17 protein-coding genes are annotated in these 14945 nt (G+C 60.9%); 4 read left to right on the top strand and 13 right to left on the bottom strand.

The features are described from left to right. Nucleotides 1-37: 37 nt before the first annotated feature. The 9 genes from ACI77D_RS10490 to ACI77D_RS10450 form a co-directional block, all read right to left on the bottom strand. Nucleotides 38-802 (bottom strand): ABC transporter ATP-binding protein, encoded by a 765-nt coding sequence (locus ACI77D_RS10490; protein WP_064451175.1) that lies wholly within the window; start codon nucleotides 800-802, stop codon nucleotides 38-40. Nucleotides 803-815: 13 nt separating this feature from the next. Then, nucleotides 816-1934: a succinylglutamate desuccinylase/aspartoacylase family protein gene (locus tag ACI77D_RS10485; protein WP_407016539.1), complete on the bottom strand. Its 1119-nt coding sequence runs from the start codon at nucleotides 1932-1934 to the stop codon at nucleotides 816-818. 9 nt (nucleotides 1935-1943) lie between these two features. Further along, complete coding sequence (locus ACI77D_RS10480; RefSeq protein ID WP_221294136.1) at nucleotides 1944-2654, bottom strand: ABC transporter permease; 711 nt, start codon at nucleotides 2652-2654, stop codon at nucleotides 1944-1946. Then, on the bottom strand, nucleotides 2651-3379 hold the full coding sequence (locus ACI77D_RS10475; RefSeq protein ID WP_221294137.1) for an ABC transporter permease: 729 nt from the start codon (nucleotides 3377-3379) through the stop codon (nucleotides 2651-2653). The genes ACI77D_RS10480 and ACI77D_RS10475 overlap by 4 nt, the downstream gene beginning before the upstream one ends. A 59-nt stretch (nucleotides 3380-3438) precedes the next feature. Further along, the gene (locus ACI77D_RS10470; protein WP_407016537.1) at nucleotides 3439-4218 is read right to left on the bottom strand and encodes a transporter substrate-binding domain-containing protein; all 780 of its coding nucleotides are present in this window, start codon (nucleotides 4216-4218) and stop codon (nucleotides 3439-3441) included. A 339-nt stretch (nucleotides 4219-4557) separates the two neighbouring features. Then, on the bottom strand, nucleotides 4558-6192 hold the full coding sequence (locus ACI77D_RS10465) for an ATP-dependent DNA ligase (protein ID WP_407016536.1): 1635 nt from the start codon (nucleotides 6190-6192) through the stop codon (nucleotides 4558-4560). Beyond that, a complete protein-coding gene (locus tag ACI77D_RS10460; RefSeq protein ID WP_064451180.1) occupies nucleotides 6189-7193 on the bottom strand; it encodes a ligase-associated DNA damage response exonuclease in 1005 nt (334 codons plus the stop codon). The genes ACI77D_RS10465 and ACI77D_RS10460 overlap by 4 nt, the downstream gene beginning before the upstream one ends. A gap of 201 nt (nucleotides 7194-7394) precedes the next feature. Continuing rightward, nucleotides 7395-9836, bottom strand: a complete 2442-nt coding sequence (locus tag ACI77D_RS10455; protein WP_407016535.1) for a penicillin acylase family protein — start codon at nucleotides 9834-9836, stop codon at nucleotides 7395-7397. A gap of 209 nt (nucleotides 9837-10045) precedes the next feature. Continuing rightward, on the bottom strand, nucleotides 10046-10690 hold the full coding sequence (locus tag ACI77D_RS10450) for a glutathione binding-like protein (RefSeq protein ID WP_064451182.1): 645 nt from the start codon (nucleotides 10688-10690) through the stop codon (nucleotides 10046-10048). A 61-nt stretch (nucleotides 10691-10751) separates the two neighbouring features. Between ACI77D_RS10450 and ACI77D_RS10445 the strand changes: the two genes are divergently transcribed. Then, complete coding sequence (locus tag ACI77D_RS10445; protein WP_407016534.1) at nucleotides 10752-11006, top strand: ATP-binding protein; 255 nt, start codon at nucleotides 10752-10754, stop codon at nucleotides 11004-11006. Nucleotides 11007-11132: 126 nt separating this feature from the next. On the opposite strand, the gene ACI77D_RS10440 is transcribed toward ACI77D_RS10445, so the two are convergent. The 4 genes from ACI77D_RS10440 to ACI77D_RS10425 are packed head-to-tail and all read right to left on the bottom strand — an operon-like array spanning nucleotide 11133 to nucleotide 12808. Beyond that, nucleotides 11133-11339, bottom strand: a complete 207-nt coding sequence (locus ACI77D_RS10440; RefSeq protein WP_034137262.1) for an SEC-C metal-binding domain-containing protein — start codon at nucleotides 11337-11339, stop codon at nucleotides 11133-11135. Continuing rightward, complete coding sequence (locus ACI77D_RS10435) at nucleotides 11336-11818, bottom strand: LEA type 2 family protein (RefSeq protein ID WP_064451183.1); 483 nt, start codon at nucleotides 11816-11818, stop codon at nucleotides 11336-11338. Before ACI77D_RS10435 ends, ACI77D_RS10440 begins: the two co-directional genes overlap by 4 nt. Before the next feature lie 19 nt (nucleotides 11819-11837). Beyond that, nucleotides 11838-12308 (bottom strand): YchJ family protein, encoded by a 471-nt coding sequence (locus tag ACI77D_RS10430; protein ID WP_064451184.1) that lies wholly within the window; start codon nucleotides 12306-12308, stop codon nucleotides 11838-11840. 2 nt (nucleotides 12309-12310) lie between these two features. Next, nucleotides 12311-12808 (bottom strand): DUF6231 family protein, encoded by a 498-nt coding sequence (locus tag ACI77D_RS10425; RefSeq protein WP_064451185.1) that lies wholly within the window; start codon nucleotides 12806-12808, stop codon nucleotides 12311-12313. Nucleotides 12809-12998: 190 nt separating this feature from the next. Here ACI77D_RS10425 and ACI77D_RS10420 point away from each other — a divergent pair, with 190 nt between their 5' ends. From ACI77D_RS10420 to ACI77D_RS10410, 3 genes are all read left to right on the top strand, one after another. Next, a complete protein-coding gene (locus ACI77D_RS10420) occupies nucleotides 12999-13697 on the top strand; it encodes an OmpA family protein (RefSeq protein ID WP_262667235.1) in 699 nt (232 codons plus the stop codon). Nucleotides 13698-13829: 132 nt separating this feature from the next. Beyond that, nucleotides 13830-14123 (top strand): DUF1145 domain-containing protein, encoded by a 294-nt coding sequence (locus ACI77D_RS10415; RefSeq protein ID WP_064451187.1) that lies wholly within the window; start codon nucleotides 13830-13832, stop codon nucleotides 14121-14123. Next, nucleotides 14116-14874: a collagen-like protein gene (locus ACI77D_RS10410; protein ID WP_221294139.1), complete on the top strand. Its 759-nt coding sequence runs from the start codon at nucleotides 14116-14118 to the stop codon at nucleotides 14872-14874. Before ACI77D_RS10415 ends, ACI77D_RS10410 begins: the two co-directional genes overlap by 8 nt. Nucleotides 14875-14945: the final 71 nt, after the last annotated feature.

Here is a 14945-nt window from a genome sequence, read left to right as displayed (position 1 = left end):
GGTTCTCTTTCAAAGACCCTCCAGGCGCCGCAAAGGTTTACTTCAAATTACCGCTCAAAAACTGCTGCAGGCGCTCACTCTTCGGGTTGCCCAGCACATCCTCGGGCGTGCCTTGCTCTTCCACCAGGCCCTTGTGCAGGAACAGCACCTGGCTCGACACCTTGCGGGCAAAGCTCATTTCGTGGGTGACCATGATCATGGTGCGGCCTTCCTCGGCCAGCCCCTGAATCACTTTAAGCACTTCACCCACGAGCTCCGGGTCGAGGGCCGAGGTGGGTTCGTCGAACAGCATCACCTCAGGTTCCATGGCCAGAGCGCGGGCGATGGCCACACGCTGCTGCTGGCCACCGGACAGGAACGCCGGGTATTGATCGGCCACGCGCGCCGGCAAACCCACCTTGTCCAGGTAGCGACGGGCGCGGTCTTCGGCGTCCTTCTTGCTGCAACCCAGCACCCGGCGCGGGGCCATGGTGATGTTTTCCAGCACGCTCATGTGGCTCCACAAGTTGAAATGCTGGAACACCATCGCCAGCCGTGTGCGCAGGCGTTGCAGTTCGGCGTCGTCGGCCACGCGCATGCCGTGGCGGTCGCTGACCATGCGGATCTGCTGGCCGTCGAGGGTCATCGCGCCGTCGTTGGGGGTTTCCAGAAAGTTGATGCAGCGCAAAAAGGTGCTTTTGCCCGAGCCACTGGCGCCGATCAGGCTGATCACGTCACCGGTCTTGGCCTTGAGCGAAACACCTTTGAGCACTTCATTGTCGCCATAGCTTTTATGCAGGCCTTCAACGGTCAATTTGTACATGGGGCGTGCATCCTCAAGGCGAAAGTAGGTAGCCGCTGCGGTAGGCCTCATGGCCTGCGACATGGCTGATCACCATCCCGGCAGTGGCCATGCGCCGCAGCGAACGGGCGTAAAGCAGGCCGGCGTTTTTGCAGTGCACGGGCGTTACGCGGTCAGTAATAGGGTCGATGATTTCAGCGATCAGTTGCCCAGCCTCCAGGTATTCACCGGGCAGGGCGCAGAACACCAGCAAGCCGCCGACAGGCGTAGTGACCGGCTCGACACCCGCCAGCGGGGTGGCCGGGTAGGGCAGGTCGGGCAATGGCGCTGCTTCGCCGGCAATGGCGCCGAAGTGAATCAAATAGTCGATGATCGCCTGGCAATCGAGGCTGGCCAGGCCGTGGTTGACGTCGCCTTGGCCGCGCAGTTCGACGGTCACCGAAAAGCTGCCCATGGGGATCGGGAAGCGCTCGCCGAAGCGCTGCTGCAACTGCCACCACACCAGGGTGAAACACTCATCAAAAGACTGTCCGCCGGAATCGGTGGCGAGCAAGTTGGCTTCCGAGCCGATATAGCGTGCCAATGGCTCCACCTGCGGCCATGCGTCGGGCGTGGTGTACAGGTGCGCCACGGCTTCGAAGTCGCAATGCAGGTCCAGCACCATGTCAGCGTCGCAGGCCAGGCGTTGCAGTACCAGGCGTTGGGATTGCAACTGGGTTTCGGCGGTGTGCGCCGCAAGGGCCAGGCTCAGTGCGTCGCGAATGAGTTCGACGTTGTGCTTGGGATCCTCTCCCAGCAGGTCTTCGACCTGATTACCAACCTCGTCGCTGAGGTCGACAAACAGGCGATTGAAGTTCTGCCCGCTTTCCAGCTCGTAGCGACCCAGTGGAATGTCCATCAACACCTGTTCCAGGCCCACCGGGTTGGCGATGGGCACCAGCACGATTTCGCTGCGCAAACGCCCGGCCGTCGCCAGTTTCGCCAGGCACGTCTTGAGGTGCCAGGCCACCAGCATGCCCGGCAGCTCATCGGCATGCAGCGATGACTGGATGTAGACCTTGCCTTCAGCCTGTTCCGGGCCGAAGTGGAAACTGTGAATCTGCCGCGCCGTACCTGGCACCGGCGCGATCAGTTCGTGTACCTGATGACGCATGAATGCTCCTTAGTGGCTTGGCCCGAGGAAGGCCAGCCAGCGGCGCTCTGCCAAACGAAACAGACCGACCAGGGCGAAGGTTACGGTCAGGTAGATCAGCGCAGCGATACCGAATGATTGAAAGGTCATGTAGGTGGCCGAGTTTGCGTCCCGGGCAACCTTGAGAATGTCCGGCACCGTCGCGGTAAAGGCTACCGTGGTCGAGTGCAGCATCAGGATCACTTCATTGCTGTAGTACGGCAATGAGCGGCGCAGGGCTGACGGCATGATCACATAGGCATACAGCTTCCAGCCGCTCAGGCCATAGGCCTTGGCCGCTTCGACTTCACCGTGGGCCATGCTGCGGATCGACCCGGCGAAAATCTCGGTGGTGTAGGCGCAGGTGTTGAGGGCGAACGCCAGGATGGTGCAGTTCATCGCATCGCGAAAGAACGCATCCAGCACCGGCTGTGCCCGCACTGCGGCAATGCTGTAGATCCCGGTGTAGCAGATCAGCAGTTGGATATAGAGCGGCGTGCCACGAAACAGGTAGGTGTAGAACTGCACCGGCCAGCGAATAGAGCGTTTGCGCGACACGCGGGCGATGGACAGCGGGATCGACACCAGAAAACCAAAGACCAGCGAGGCGCTGAGCAGCCACATGGTCATCGCCAGCCCGGTGATGTGCTGGCCGTCGCTATAAAGGAAAGGGCGCCAGTATTGCTGCAGAAGTTCGATCATCGCACGGCCTCCCTGGACCCAGCGGAGTAGCGACGTTCAAGCCGACGCAGGACGAAGTTTGAGGCGCTGGTGATCAACAAGTAGATCAACGCGGCGAGTACCAGGAAGTAGAACAGTTGATAGGTGCTCTTGCCCGCATCCTGGGCAGCCTTGACCAGGTCCGCCAGGCCGATGATCGACACCAGCGCCGTGGCCTTGAGCATCACCATCCAGTTGTTGCCGATGCCCGGCAGGGCAAAGCGCATCATCTGCGGGAAGGTCACGAAGCGGAACCGCTGCCCGCGAGTAAGCCCATAGGCAGTCGCCGCTTCGAGCTGGCCACGTGGTACCGCGAGGATTGCGCCGCGAAAGGTCTCGGTGAAATAGGCACCGTAGATGAAGCCCAGGGTGATAACCCCGGCGCTGAATGGGTCAATTTCGATGTAGTCCCATTCCATGAAGTCAGTAAAACCGGTCAGCCAGATTTGCAGGCTGTAGAAAATCAGCAACATCAGCACCAGGTCGGGCACGCCGCGAATCAAGGTGGTGTAGAGCTGGGCGGGGATGCGGATCAGGCTGACGCTGGACAGTTTCGCGCTGGCGCCGATCAGGCCCAGCAGGACGCTGACGGCCAGGGAGGCGACCGACAGTTTCACGGTCATCCACGTACCTTGCAGCAACAGCGGGCCGAACCCCTTCAAACTGAAGGCACTCAGCCCCAGGGTTTGCAAAAGATCTTCAAACATGAATTCAGGACCTATGGCGATAAAAAAGCGCCCACCTGAAACAGGTGGGCGCCGGGGTGTTATTTACCGCTGTACAGGTTCAGATCGCCAAAGTGTTTCTTCTGGATGGTGGCGTAGGTGCCATCATCGTGTAACGCTTTGATACCTTTATCGAGCAGGGCCTTGAGGTCTTTGTTACCTTTTTTGATACCGACCGCAGTTTTGGCTGGCAGCAGTGGGTCGTCGATGGCCTTGCTGACTTCGTAGTCAGCGCCCGCTGGCGACTTCAAAAAGCCCAGTTCGGCTTGCAGCATGTCCTGCACCGAAGCGTCGAGACGGCCGGAAGTCAGGTCGGCGTACACCTGGTCCTGGTTGGCGTAAGCCTTGGTGGTTACACCGGCTTTATCCAGTACGGCCTTGGCGTAGGCTTCCTGGATGGTGCCTTGCTCGTAACCCACGGATTTGCCCTTGAGCGACTCAGGGGTGGAGTAGTTCGCGTCTTTCTTGAACACCAGCGAAGTCGGGCCGGAGAACAGCTCGCTGGAGAAGTCGATCGCCTTTTCACGGGCTTCGGTCACGGTCATCGAGGAAATCACACCGTCGAACTTGTTGGCGTTGAGGCCTGGAATCATGCCGTCAAAGTCACTTTCGACCCACTTGCACTTGACCTTCAGCTCGGCGCAGATCGCATTGCCCAGGTCGATATCGAAGCCTACCAGGCTGCCGTCGGCGGCCTTGGATTCGAACGGCGCATAGGAAGGATCGACACCAAAACGCAATTCCTTGTATTCCTTGGCTGTAGCAACACCAGCAGCCATGCACAGAGCCAGTGCAGAAAGGGTCAGCAATGCTTTTTTCATTATGTAATCCCTGGAAACCAAGATAAGCGCTTGTGGCGCGTTTATGACTGTTACTGAACGGTGTCAGACGGATCACAAGTAGCAATTTCTGCACCATAGTTCCGAATGTCGTTCCGAATGATCGTTTTAAAAGGAAGGACGAGGGAGTTCTGAGTGTAGGAGATGCCCGAAAACGGGCATTGATTTTTCAGTGCACCATTTCGAGGCGTCCGAGGATAAAAATGTCGGAGCAGGCTTGCCTGCGATGGCGGTGGGTCAGCTAAGTCCTCTTCAGTTGACCCACTGCCATCGCGGGCAAGCCCGGCTCCCACGATGATTGATGGTGTTGGTGAAGAAGAGTCAGGCCAGTAAGTCCTGCAGCGTTCCCAGATTGTCGGCCTCATCCACCGCCTTATCCTGGCGCCAGCGCAGCATCCTGGGAAACCGCACTGCAATCCCGCTTTTGTGCCGCTTGGACAGGGCGATCCCTTCGAACCCCAGCTCAAACACCATGCTCGGCGTCACACTGCTGACCGGGCCGAATTTTTCCACCGTGGTTTTGCGCACGATGGCGTCGACCTTGCGCATTTCTTCGTCGGTCAGGCCTGAATACGCCTTGGCGAAGGGCACCAGCGTGCGTTCAGTTCCGGGCGGGCCGTCCCACACCGCAAAGGTGTAGTCGCTATACAGGCTGGCACGTCGGCCATGGCCGCGCTGGGCGTAAATCAACACGGCGTCGACGCTGAACGGGTCGACTTTCCATTTCCACCACACGCCCATGTCCTTGGTGCGGCCTACGCCGTAGAGGCCATCACGCGCCTTGAGCATCATGCCTTCCACGCCGAGGCGGCGAGAGCTCTCACGTTGTCGGGCGAGGTCCGCCCAGCTGTTACCGGTCAGCAGCGGCGATGGCAGCAGTACCGGTTGGTTGCACTGGGCAATAACGTGCTCAAGCTGGGCGCGGCGCTCGGCCTGGGTGTGGCTGCGCCAATCTTCGCCCTGATACTCCAGCAGGTCGTAGGCCAATACAGCGACCGGTGCCTCCTCGAGGATTTTCTTGCTCAAGGTTTTACGGCCAATGCGCTGTTGCAGCAGTGCGAAAGGTTGCACTGCGTGCTTCCACACCACGATTTCGCCGTCGATCACGGTGCCATCCGGCAGGCCACTCACCAGGCTGTGCAGTTCAGGGAATCGCTCGGTGACCAGCTCTTCACCCCGAGACCAGACCCATAGGCGACCCTCACGCTTGACCAGCTGCGCGCGGATGCCATCCCATTTCCATTCCACCTGCCAGTCGGCGGGCGGGCCGAGCAGGGCGTCGAATTGCTCCACCGGTTGTGCCAACCCATGGGCGAGGAAAAAGGGATAAGGCTGTCCGCCGCGTTGCGCATGTTCGTCGCACGATTCGGCGGCGATCAGCTTAAGGTAGCCTTCGGCTGTCGGACGGTTAGACAGGTCGGTGTAGCCCACCAAGCGCTGGGCCACCCGTTTGCTGTCGAGGTCGGCCATGGCAGCAAGGGCGCGGGTGACCAGCAATTTAGACACGCCCACGCGAAAACTGCCGGTGATCAATTTGATGCACACCATCAGGCTGGGTTGATCCAGCCGCGCCCACAACGCGGGCAGGCGTTCGGCCAGTTCCAGTGGTGGCAGACCGCGCAGGGGCAGGAGCTTTTCTTCCAGCCATACCGCCAGACCGTCTTCCGAGGTGTAGGTCGATTCCGGTAACAGCAGGGAAATGGTCTCCGCCAGGTCGCCGACTGACTGGTAACTCTCCTCGAATAACCAGGGTTCGATGCCCGACGCTTCGGTGGCCATGTCCCGCAGCAGGCGCGTGGGGACCAGTTGACGAGGCCGCCCGCCGGACAGGAAGTACACCGCCCACGCAGCATCCTGTGGCGGTGCTTGGCGGAAGTAGGTTTGCAGCGCGGCGAGCTTGGCGTTGCTGGAAGTGGTGGCGTCGAGGTTGGCGTACAACTCGGCGAACGCTTTCATGCCGTGGCCTCTTCTTCATCATCACCGTATTCGGTGGTGAAGCCCTGGGCGTCCAGGCCTTTTTCGCGCAGGTGGCGCACCAATACGCCTACGGAGCCGTGGGTGACCATCACCCGTTCGGCGCCGGTTTGTTCGATGGCCCACAACAGGCCGGGCCAATCGGCGTGGTCCGACAGCACAAAGCCCCGGTCCACACCGCGCCGTCGCCGGGTGCCGCGCAGGCGCATCCAGCCACTGGCGAACGCGTCACTGTAGTCGCCGAAGCGGCGTATCCAGCTGCTGCCTCCGGCGGAAGGTGGCGCAATGATCAAGGCTTGGCGCAGCAGCGGGTCGGTTTTTTTAAAGTCGCCGGCGTAAAGGGTTTCGGGGATGTAGACCCCGGCCTCGCGGTACACGCGGTTCAACGGTTCGACCGCACCGTGGCTGAGGATCGGGCCGATGCTGGCATCGATGCCATGCAGGATGCGCTGGGCTTTGCCGAAGGAATAACAGAACAGCACGCTGGCCTTGCCGGCGGCGATATTGGCCTGCCACCAGGCATTGATCCCGGCGAAAATCTGCGCCTGGGGCTGCCAACGGTAGATCGGCAGGCCAAACGTGGATTCGGTGATAAAGGTGTGGCAACGCACCGGCTCGAAGGGGGCGCACGTGCCGTCGGGTTCGACCTTGTAGTCACCGGATGCCACCCAGACTTCGCCCTGGTATTCCAGGCGCACCTGGGCTGAACCGAGCACATGCCCGGCGGGGTGAAAGCTCAACGTGACGCCGTGGTGTACGAGTTTTTCACCGTAGGCCAGGGTTTGCAGGTTGATGTCCTGGCCCAACCGCGAGCGCAGAATGCCTTCGCCGGGCGCGGCCGCCAGATAGTGCTGGTTGCCCGTGCGGGCGTGGTCGCCGTGGGCGTGAGTGATGACCGAGCGCTCCACCGGCCGCCAGGGGTCGATGTAAAAATCTCCGGCGGGGCAGTAGAGGCCTTCGGGCCGGGCGATGACAAGGTCCATGGGCGTGCCGGGGGCGATGGGCTTATCAGGTATGAGGGGACGGTGGGGCGAGAAGTTCTATCGGAATGCATAAGGTCAATGTGGGAACGGGCTTGCTCGCGAATACGGTGGTTCAGCCAACTATTCAGTGACTGATCGACCGCATTCGCGAGCAAGCCCGCTCCCACATTTTTGATCCGGTTTCTTCAGTAAGAAACCGGGTTACTTGCCAGGCGTCAGGGTCAACCGGGTCTTCCCATACACCTTGTCAAAGTTCTGCGGCTGCATCGGGAAGCTCAGGTATTGCGCCTTGAGCGACGGGTCGATGCCGTTCGCATAGTTCGGGCTGGCCGGGTTGCCGGACTGGCCGATGCCGCCCTGGCCCATCATCGGTTCGGCCTGGCCGAAGTCGATGATCATGCGCAGCGCCGGCACTTGGGTCGTCGCGAAGTCTTGGCCCCAGCTGTAAGGTGCCGGGTTCAAGGTGTTGTGGTCGCCGCCACTGGCGAATGGGCCACGAATCACTTGGCCGCTGGTGTTTTTCCAGGTGGTGCTGTGCAACTTGCCCCACTGCCAGGCCTTGTGATCGCCACCGAGTTGGCTGTCGCCGGCGCTGATTGCGGCGGCGAGGCTGCGGGCAAGGATCGCCGGCTTGTCTTCTTTTTGCGCGGTGCGCACGTCATCCCAGAACGGGCTGTCTTCGCGGCCCAGCAGGTGGTCGGCGTTGGCGGAGTAGGACACGTTGGCATTGCTGATAAAGGCTTTCCAGCTGGCGCTGTTTTCCGGGCCGAGTTCGTCGAGGAAGATCTGTTTGGTGCTTTCCTGCAGGAACAGCTCGTAGATCGCCGCGTCGGCGGAAGTCGGCGCCAGACGGCCATCAAAGGCCATCAGGCGATTCAGCGCCTCGCGTGCCTTGGCCGCGTCGGCCGCCGGCAATGCATCGATTGCCTGTTTCAGCGGCTGGGCCATACCCGGCGCCTGGAACATGGTCTTGAGCTTGGCGGCGAATAAGGTGGTCTGGTCGTACTGCATGGCGATCATGCTGCGGGTGTCATGCTTGCCGGCGTTGGCCAGTTGCCCCAGACGCTCGCTGCGCTCCGGTGCATCCCAGGAGTTGGATAGCTGCATGCCATAGCCGCGTGGCGCGGTGCGTTGGTTGGCGGTGCCGATCCAGCCTTGGGCCGGGTCTTGATCGTACGGGTGCAGCATCGCGTCGGCGTAACCGTCCCAGTCAAAACGCGCGTCCCAGCCCGGCGAGGGCAGCAGGCCTTCGCCTTCGCGGCGGTTGGGGAAGCGGCCGGTGACTTGCCAGCCAATGCTGCTGGCGTCGGCGAAAATCATGTTCAGTGCGATGGCGCGGATTTCCCGGGTCGCATCCGAGGCCTTGCCGGCACTTTGTGCGCGGGACAGGTCGAAGAACGCATCCAGGCTCTTGTCATCCTTGAAATCGGCGGTTTGCAGGGCCAGGCCGAAACCGCTGGTCAGGGCCTGGCTGCTGTTGAGCAGGGCGCCGTGGCGGGTTTCGTACACCACTTCGCGAATCGGCCGCTGGCCCTTGGCGAGGTAGGTTTCATTACGCACGGCGGCCGGCAGCCATTTGCCGTTGTTCTCGTAGTACAACGCGCTGCCCTGGCGCTTGACCTTCTCCAGGAACAGGTCCTGGGTATCGCCTTTGACCGCACTCATGCTCCACGCCACTTTGCCGTTGAAGCCCGACAGCAGGGTCGGCAGCCCGGCAATCGAGGCGCCGACCGCCTGGTATTTCGGCGCGCGAATCTGCACGTAGTTCCACGGCGACGGTGCTTGCGGCTGGGCCGCGAGGTCGCTGGCCAGCAAGCTTTTGCCGCTGCGGCTGCGTTGCGGGCCGATGGCCCAGTTGCTTGACGTGGTGACGGCCAGAGCATTCAAGCTGCTCAGTTGCTGACCGACGCTTTCCAAACCGGCCAGGCCGGTGATCTGGCTGAGGTTCACGCCTTTGAGCTTGTCGGTTTCGGCCAGTGGGATCGGTTCATCCGGCGCGCTTGGGGTGAGCCAGGCGAGTTTGTCGACGCCGACTTTTTGCGCGAGCACCAGCGATGACAACTCCTCCTGCAGGTTGCTCGACTCGCTGAAATTCAGCAGGCAGAACAGCAGCGCCGAATCTTCCGGCTTCCAGTACTCAGGCTTGTAGCCCGTCTGGGCCAGGTCCGGCGGCAGCTTGTCGCGGTAGCGGAACAGGTAGGCGTTGACGCCACGGGCATACACTTCAAAGAAGCGCTTGAGGCGCGGTGACGAGGCGTTATACAGCTCGCCGGCGCTTTTTTTCAGGTTAACGGCGCGCATGAAGCGGTCGACATCCAGCACCTCTGGCCCGGACATTTCCGCCAGACGGCCCTGAGCCAGCAGGCGCAAGGTAACCATCTGCGTGATCCGGTCGCTGGCGTGCACATAACCAAGGCTGAACAGCGCGTCATGGAAGGTGTTGCTTTCGATCAGCGGCATGCCCTGGGCATTGCGGCGCACCGAAACATTCTGTGCCAGGCCTTTGATCGGCTGCACGCCGGCAACGGGAGGCAGGGTGTCCTGGGTGCTCTGGATCTGGCAACCGGCCAGGCTTAATGCACTGGCTACTGCCGCGGCAACGCCGAACCGGGGAAGAAAATGTGAGAGGGCTGGCGAGGCCATGGCAAAGCTCCTGCGGGGGGTAGCGTCATTAAAGGCGCTACGTTAGTGAGCGCGGCGAAACGACGCAAGCAGGAGTTTGGGTCTTGCGCAAATCAAATGTGGGAGCGGGCTTGCTCGCGAATGCGGTGTGTCAGTCTATGAAGGTCTGACTGAACCACCGCATTCGCGAGCAAGCCTGCTCCCACATTTTGACCGAGGAAGACTTTGAATCAGGATTTCGGCGGATTCACTTTCTGTACCAGTTCATACGCCCGAACCGTCGCCGGCCGCTCTTTGATGCGGTTGAACCAGCGATGAACGTGGGGGAAATCCTCCAAACGCTGGCTCTGCCATTTGTGGGAAACAATCCACGGGTAAATCGCCATGTCAGCAATGCTGTACGCCTCGCCCGCCACGAATGGACGGTCCGCCAGACGCCGGTCCAGCACGCCGTACAGACGCGCGGTTTCATCTACATAGCGTTTAATCGCGTAGGGGATTTTTTCTGGCGCGAACTGGCTGAAGTGATGGTTCTGCCCGGCCATCGGCCCCAGCCCACCCATTTGCCAGAACAGCCATTGCAGCGCTTCCTGGCGACCGCGCAGGTCTTTTGGAATGAACTGGCCGGTTTTTTCCGCGAGGTACAGCAGGATAGCGCCGGATTCAAACAGCGAAATCGGCGCGCCGCCGTCGGTCGGGTTCTGATCGACGATGGCCGGAATGCGGTTGTTGGGAGCGATCTTCAGGAAGTCCGGCTTGAACTGGTCGCCCTGGCCAATGTTGATCGGGTGCACCTTGTAGGGCAGGCCGGCTTCTTCCAGGAACAGCGATACTTTGTGACCGTTGGGGGTAGTCCAGTAATACAGGTCGATCATGAAGCTCTCCAAATGAGCGAATGCCTGTAGGTATAGGTGATGTTCGAGGCGCAAAAATTCAATGAAACATTTAGGTCTACCGTTAGAAGCATTTCACACCGCGCTGTCCGCCAGCATCTGCAACGACTGTTGTGAGCACCCTGCACGCCATACACCTCGGCAAGTGGAAGGCTCACGCAATGCCAAGACGGGCGGGTATGGGCTGGGGTTGAGCATTGCGCACGCCATTGCTCGGGCGCATGAAGGGCGGTTGAGTTTGAGTAATCGCGAAGGCGGGGGACTGGAGGTGGTGTTGCAGTTGTGGCGCAAATCCTGAGTTGGCAACACAGGACAAATGTGGGAGCTGGCTTGCCTGCGATAGCGGTGGTTCAGCTGACACATCGTTATCTGTCAGATCGCCATCGCAGGCAAGCCAGCTCCCCCACTGACTGCAATCAGGGCATCAGGCGCCGTGGCACTTCTTGAATTTCTTCTCGCTGCCGCATGGGCAAGGATCGTTGCGACCAACGTCTTTCAAGGCGTTGCGCACCGGCTCCTGGTGAGCGTGGCCGCAGTTCGGGCCGTGGACATGGCCGTGGTCGTGATCATGGTGATCGTGATCGTGATCGTGGTTGCAGTCAGGACCATGGACATGGGGTTGCTGAGTCATCGATGTCGCTCCGGAATAAAATCGCCGGGGATTATCTCGCCATTGTGGGCGACCTGCACGTCATTACCGATGAATAATCCGGTTTTCAGCTCGCCCTCCAGGCGATAAGGGACGGGCTTGGTTGGGTTTTTCAACATCTGCACCACATCGCGTATCTGTGGCCAGAGGTTGGTACGCACCGACACCCGGAAAAACCCATGGCTTCGCGGCGGTATGGTCAGCCATTCGTTGGACTCGCCTTCGGTCAGTACAAAATCGCCCAGGCTGACTTTGTAGATCAACCCGCGCACGGTGAGGTCCGCGTCGTCGCGATTGTCCACGCGAAAGTACAGCTTGAACTTCTGCTCCAGCAACTTGGCGCGTACCAATTCGACTTTCACCAGCGAGACGTGAGGCGCGGGCGCGTCGTCTTCGAACCACGACGCGCAGCCGGTCAGACTCAGGGTCAACGCCAGCATCAAGCTGTACATCCGGAGCATGGCGTTATCCTTGAGTTGATTAGAGGTAGCTGGAACAGCACTTCTTGAATTTCTGCCCACTGCCACACAAACATACATCATTGCGCCCGGCCTTCACCTCAACCGTCGGGTCAATGAAGTACCAGCGCCCATCATTCTGTACGAAAGAAGATTGCTCACGGTGGCTGTGTTCTCCGCTGCCGTCGTGCCAGCGTGCGGTAAAGGTCACGAAGGCATGTTCCGGCTGGCCGCCGAACACCTCCGAGCTTTCCACCTCAAGGCCCAGCCAAGTGCTCTGGGCACTCCAGGCGCCGATGGCGGCGCGGTCCAGGCCGGCTTGCTGCGCAGGCACGGTGGTGGCCACCAGGTAGTCCACCAGGCCCAGCACATAGGCGCTGTAGCGCGAACGCATCAGCGCGGAGGCGCAGGGCGCGGGGTGGCCGGCGTGATAATGGCCGCAGCAGGCATCCAGCAGGTTGCCACTGCCGCAGGGGCATATGGATGTACTCATGGTTACCACCAATACTTTCCGAAGTTTTCCGGGTTGGCCCAGAAGCGGGCGTTGAGCCAGTCCGGCACCTGTTTATAGTCAAGCAGATCATAGGTGAACAGCGTCAGAACCTGCTCATCGCGCTGGAACCGCTCGCCGGCTTGCAGAGCCAGGGAGAAGAAGTCGGTGTCCTTCCAGCCGCAGGCGCTCAGGTCCACCAGCACGGCAATGCGGCTGCTGTTGAGGTTGCGAATGCCGCCCAGCAAGGTCAAGCCTTGCGGTTTTGACAGGTGCTCCAGGCAATCGACCACCAACGCCAGGTCAAAACGCTGCGCCGCCAGTTCCGCCGGTAACGGCCCGGGCGGCGCGATCGCCACTTGGGTCTGCGGATGCTCGGCTTGAAAGGCCTCCAGCGCGGGAAACTGGCTGGCACCCAACAGCAACAGGCGTTTGGGTTGGTGTAAATCGAGCAAGGCGGCCAGGGCTTGCTGGGGTGTACGGGAAGAAATGCCAGCGGTCATCAGAGATCCTCACATCAGGACCCTAGAGACTAGCGCGGCTGAGCGTGCGGGCCTAGAGCGGGCGGCGGCGAAAAGTCCGGCAAGTGCAGCGATCCTCAATGAAACCGGGGGTGTGGCGTACTGGCGCAGATGAAAAGAGCGGTCTTTACTCCACCCATCGGCCCCCGCCGATACCCTCAGGAGAAAGCACATGAGCATCATGCGGACAGCTCTACCCTTGGTTCTGCTAACCGGAGTATTGACAGGTTGCGCAGGGTTGCAAAAAACCGATTGGCCTACCTGTGCAGCCGTCGGTGGTGTGACCGGCGCTGCGATTGGCGCCACAAAAAGTTCTGCGTACGCGGGCTATGGCGCATTGCTGGTCGGCGGCATGGCCGGCGCCTATTGCTGGGTACATGGTGACGGCGACGAAGACGGCGACGGTGTACCTGATAGCCGCGACAAGTGCCCAGGCACGCCGAAAGGCGTGCAGGTCGATGCCAACGGTTGCCCGCCCGCGCCCGTGCAGGCAGCAGTGGTTGAGGAAGTCGTCGTGGTTAAGGAAGAGACCATCGTGATTCGCGATGTGCACTTCCAGTTCGACTCGGCCAAGCTGACGGCGGCGGATAAAACCAAACTCGACGTTATTGCCACTCGCCTGAAAAAAGAAGCCCCGAGCGCGCAACTGCGGGTCAGTGGGCATACCGACAGCGTCGGTAAAGACGCCTACAACCAGAAACTCTCGGAAAAACGCGCCCACTCGGTCACGGACTACTTGATCAGTTCCGGTGTACCGCGCAGTAACTTTGTGTCGGTGACCGGTGCGGGCGAAAGCCACCCGGTAGCAGACAACAAAACCGCTGAGGGGCGTGCATTGAACCGCCGCGTGGAAATCCAGATCAACCGCTGACCATCCTTGCCCCTGTGCGAGCCACAGGGGCATTGCCGGCGATCCCCATCAAGTTTTTTCATCCTTCACTGGCAAATCGCCTGCAGAAGTCGGTACTGTGCGCCCAAAGAATAATAGGCAGGGGCATGCGGGATGAAAGTGTTTTGGGGGCTGGGAAAATGTCTGACGTTGCTGTTCTGGGGCGTGGTGCTGGTCAATCTGTTCCGGCCGCTGACTAATCCGTTCCACCTGTTGGTCAGCCTGGCCGGCAGTCTGTTGTTTCTTACCCACCTGTTGGAGCTGCTGTTGTTCAACAGCAGCGTGAAGCACCGTGCCCACCCCTGGCGTGACCGCTTGCAGATTCTGCTGGTGGGGATGTTCCATGTGCGGGGCCTGTCGGCGCCTGCAGCGTTTAATGAAACGAACAAGGAGGCCAATCATGCGTAAGGTTTTTCTGTTGGCCCTGTTGGTCAGCCCTATCGCCCTGGCCCAGAGTGTCAGTGTTGAAACCAACTCGCTGATGCGTTTGCCCAGCAGCACCAGCGTTTTGCAGCTTGAACGCCTGGATGTGGCGGACTACGGCACATTGTTGGTCCCGGCTACGATCAGCCAGGTCAGCGTGGATGAGCTGCACCTGGGCCGCGAAGCGCGTATCACCATCGCCCCCGGCAATACCGCGCTGCAATTGCAGGTGCGCAATGCGCAACTGGAGCATGGCAGCCAGATCACCTCGCGCGGCGCCCCGGGCACCCATGAACGGCCGGCCAAGGCCGGGCGGGACCTGGTCCTGCGCATCAATGCCCTGGCCGCCGACGAATTATCGGTGGATGCCCGAGGCGGCGCCGGTGCCCAAGGGTATGCCGGCCTGGATGGCGCCAACGGTGTGGACCCGGGTTGCACCTGGGGTTCGGCCGGGCGTGGCGCCAATGGTGATAACGGCGGCGATGGCCTGCCAGGCGCGGCAGGGGCGCAAGTGCGGGTCGAGTTGCCGCAGAGCTTCCCGGCTGAGCAGATCAAGGTCTGGGTCGATGGCGGAGCGGGCGGTTTGGCGGGGACAGCGGGTAAGCCCGGCAAAGGTGGGCAGTCCAAAGGTTGTGTGGTGTATCGCGCCGATGGCGGCGATAAGGGGCGGCCAGGGCTGGAAGGGCAACCGGGGCCGGCTGGGCCTGCAGGTGCTGTGACTATTCAGCGGCTCTGAGTCGACGGGTCTGACGCCATCGCGGGCAAGCCCGGCTCCCACAGGTGATTGCATTTCAATGTGGGAGCCGG

The sequence above is a fragment of the Pseudomonas sp. O39 genome (assembly GCF_045447295.1).
Taxonomy (GTDB): domain Bacteria; phylum Pseudomonadota; class Gammaproteobacteria; order Pseudomonadales; family Pseudomonadaceae; genus Aquipseudomonas; species Aquipseudomonas antarctica_A.
This window is presented reverse-complemented; position numbering and strand designations above follow the sequence as displayed.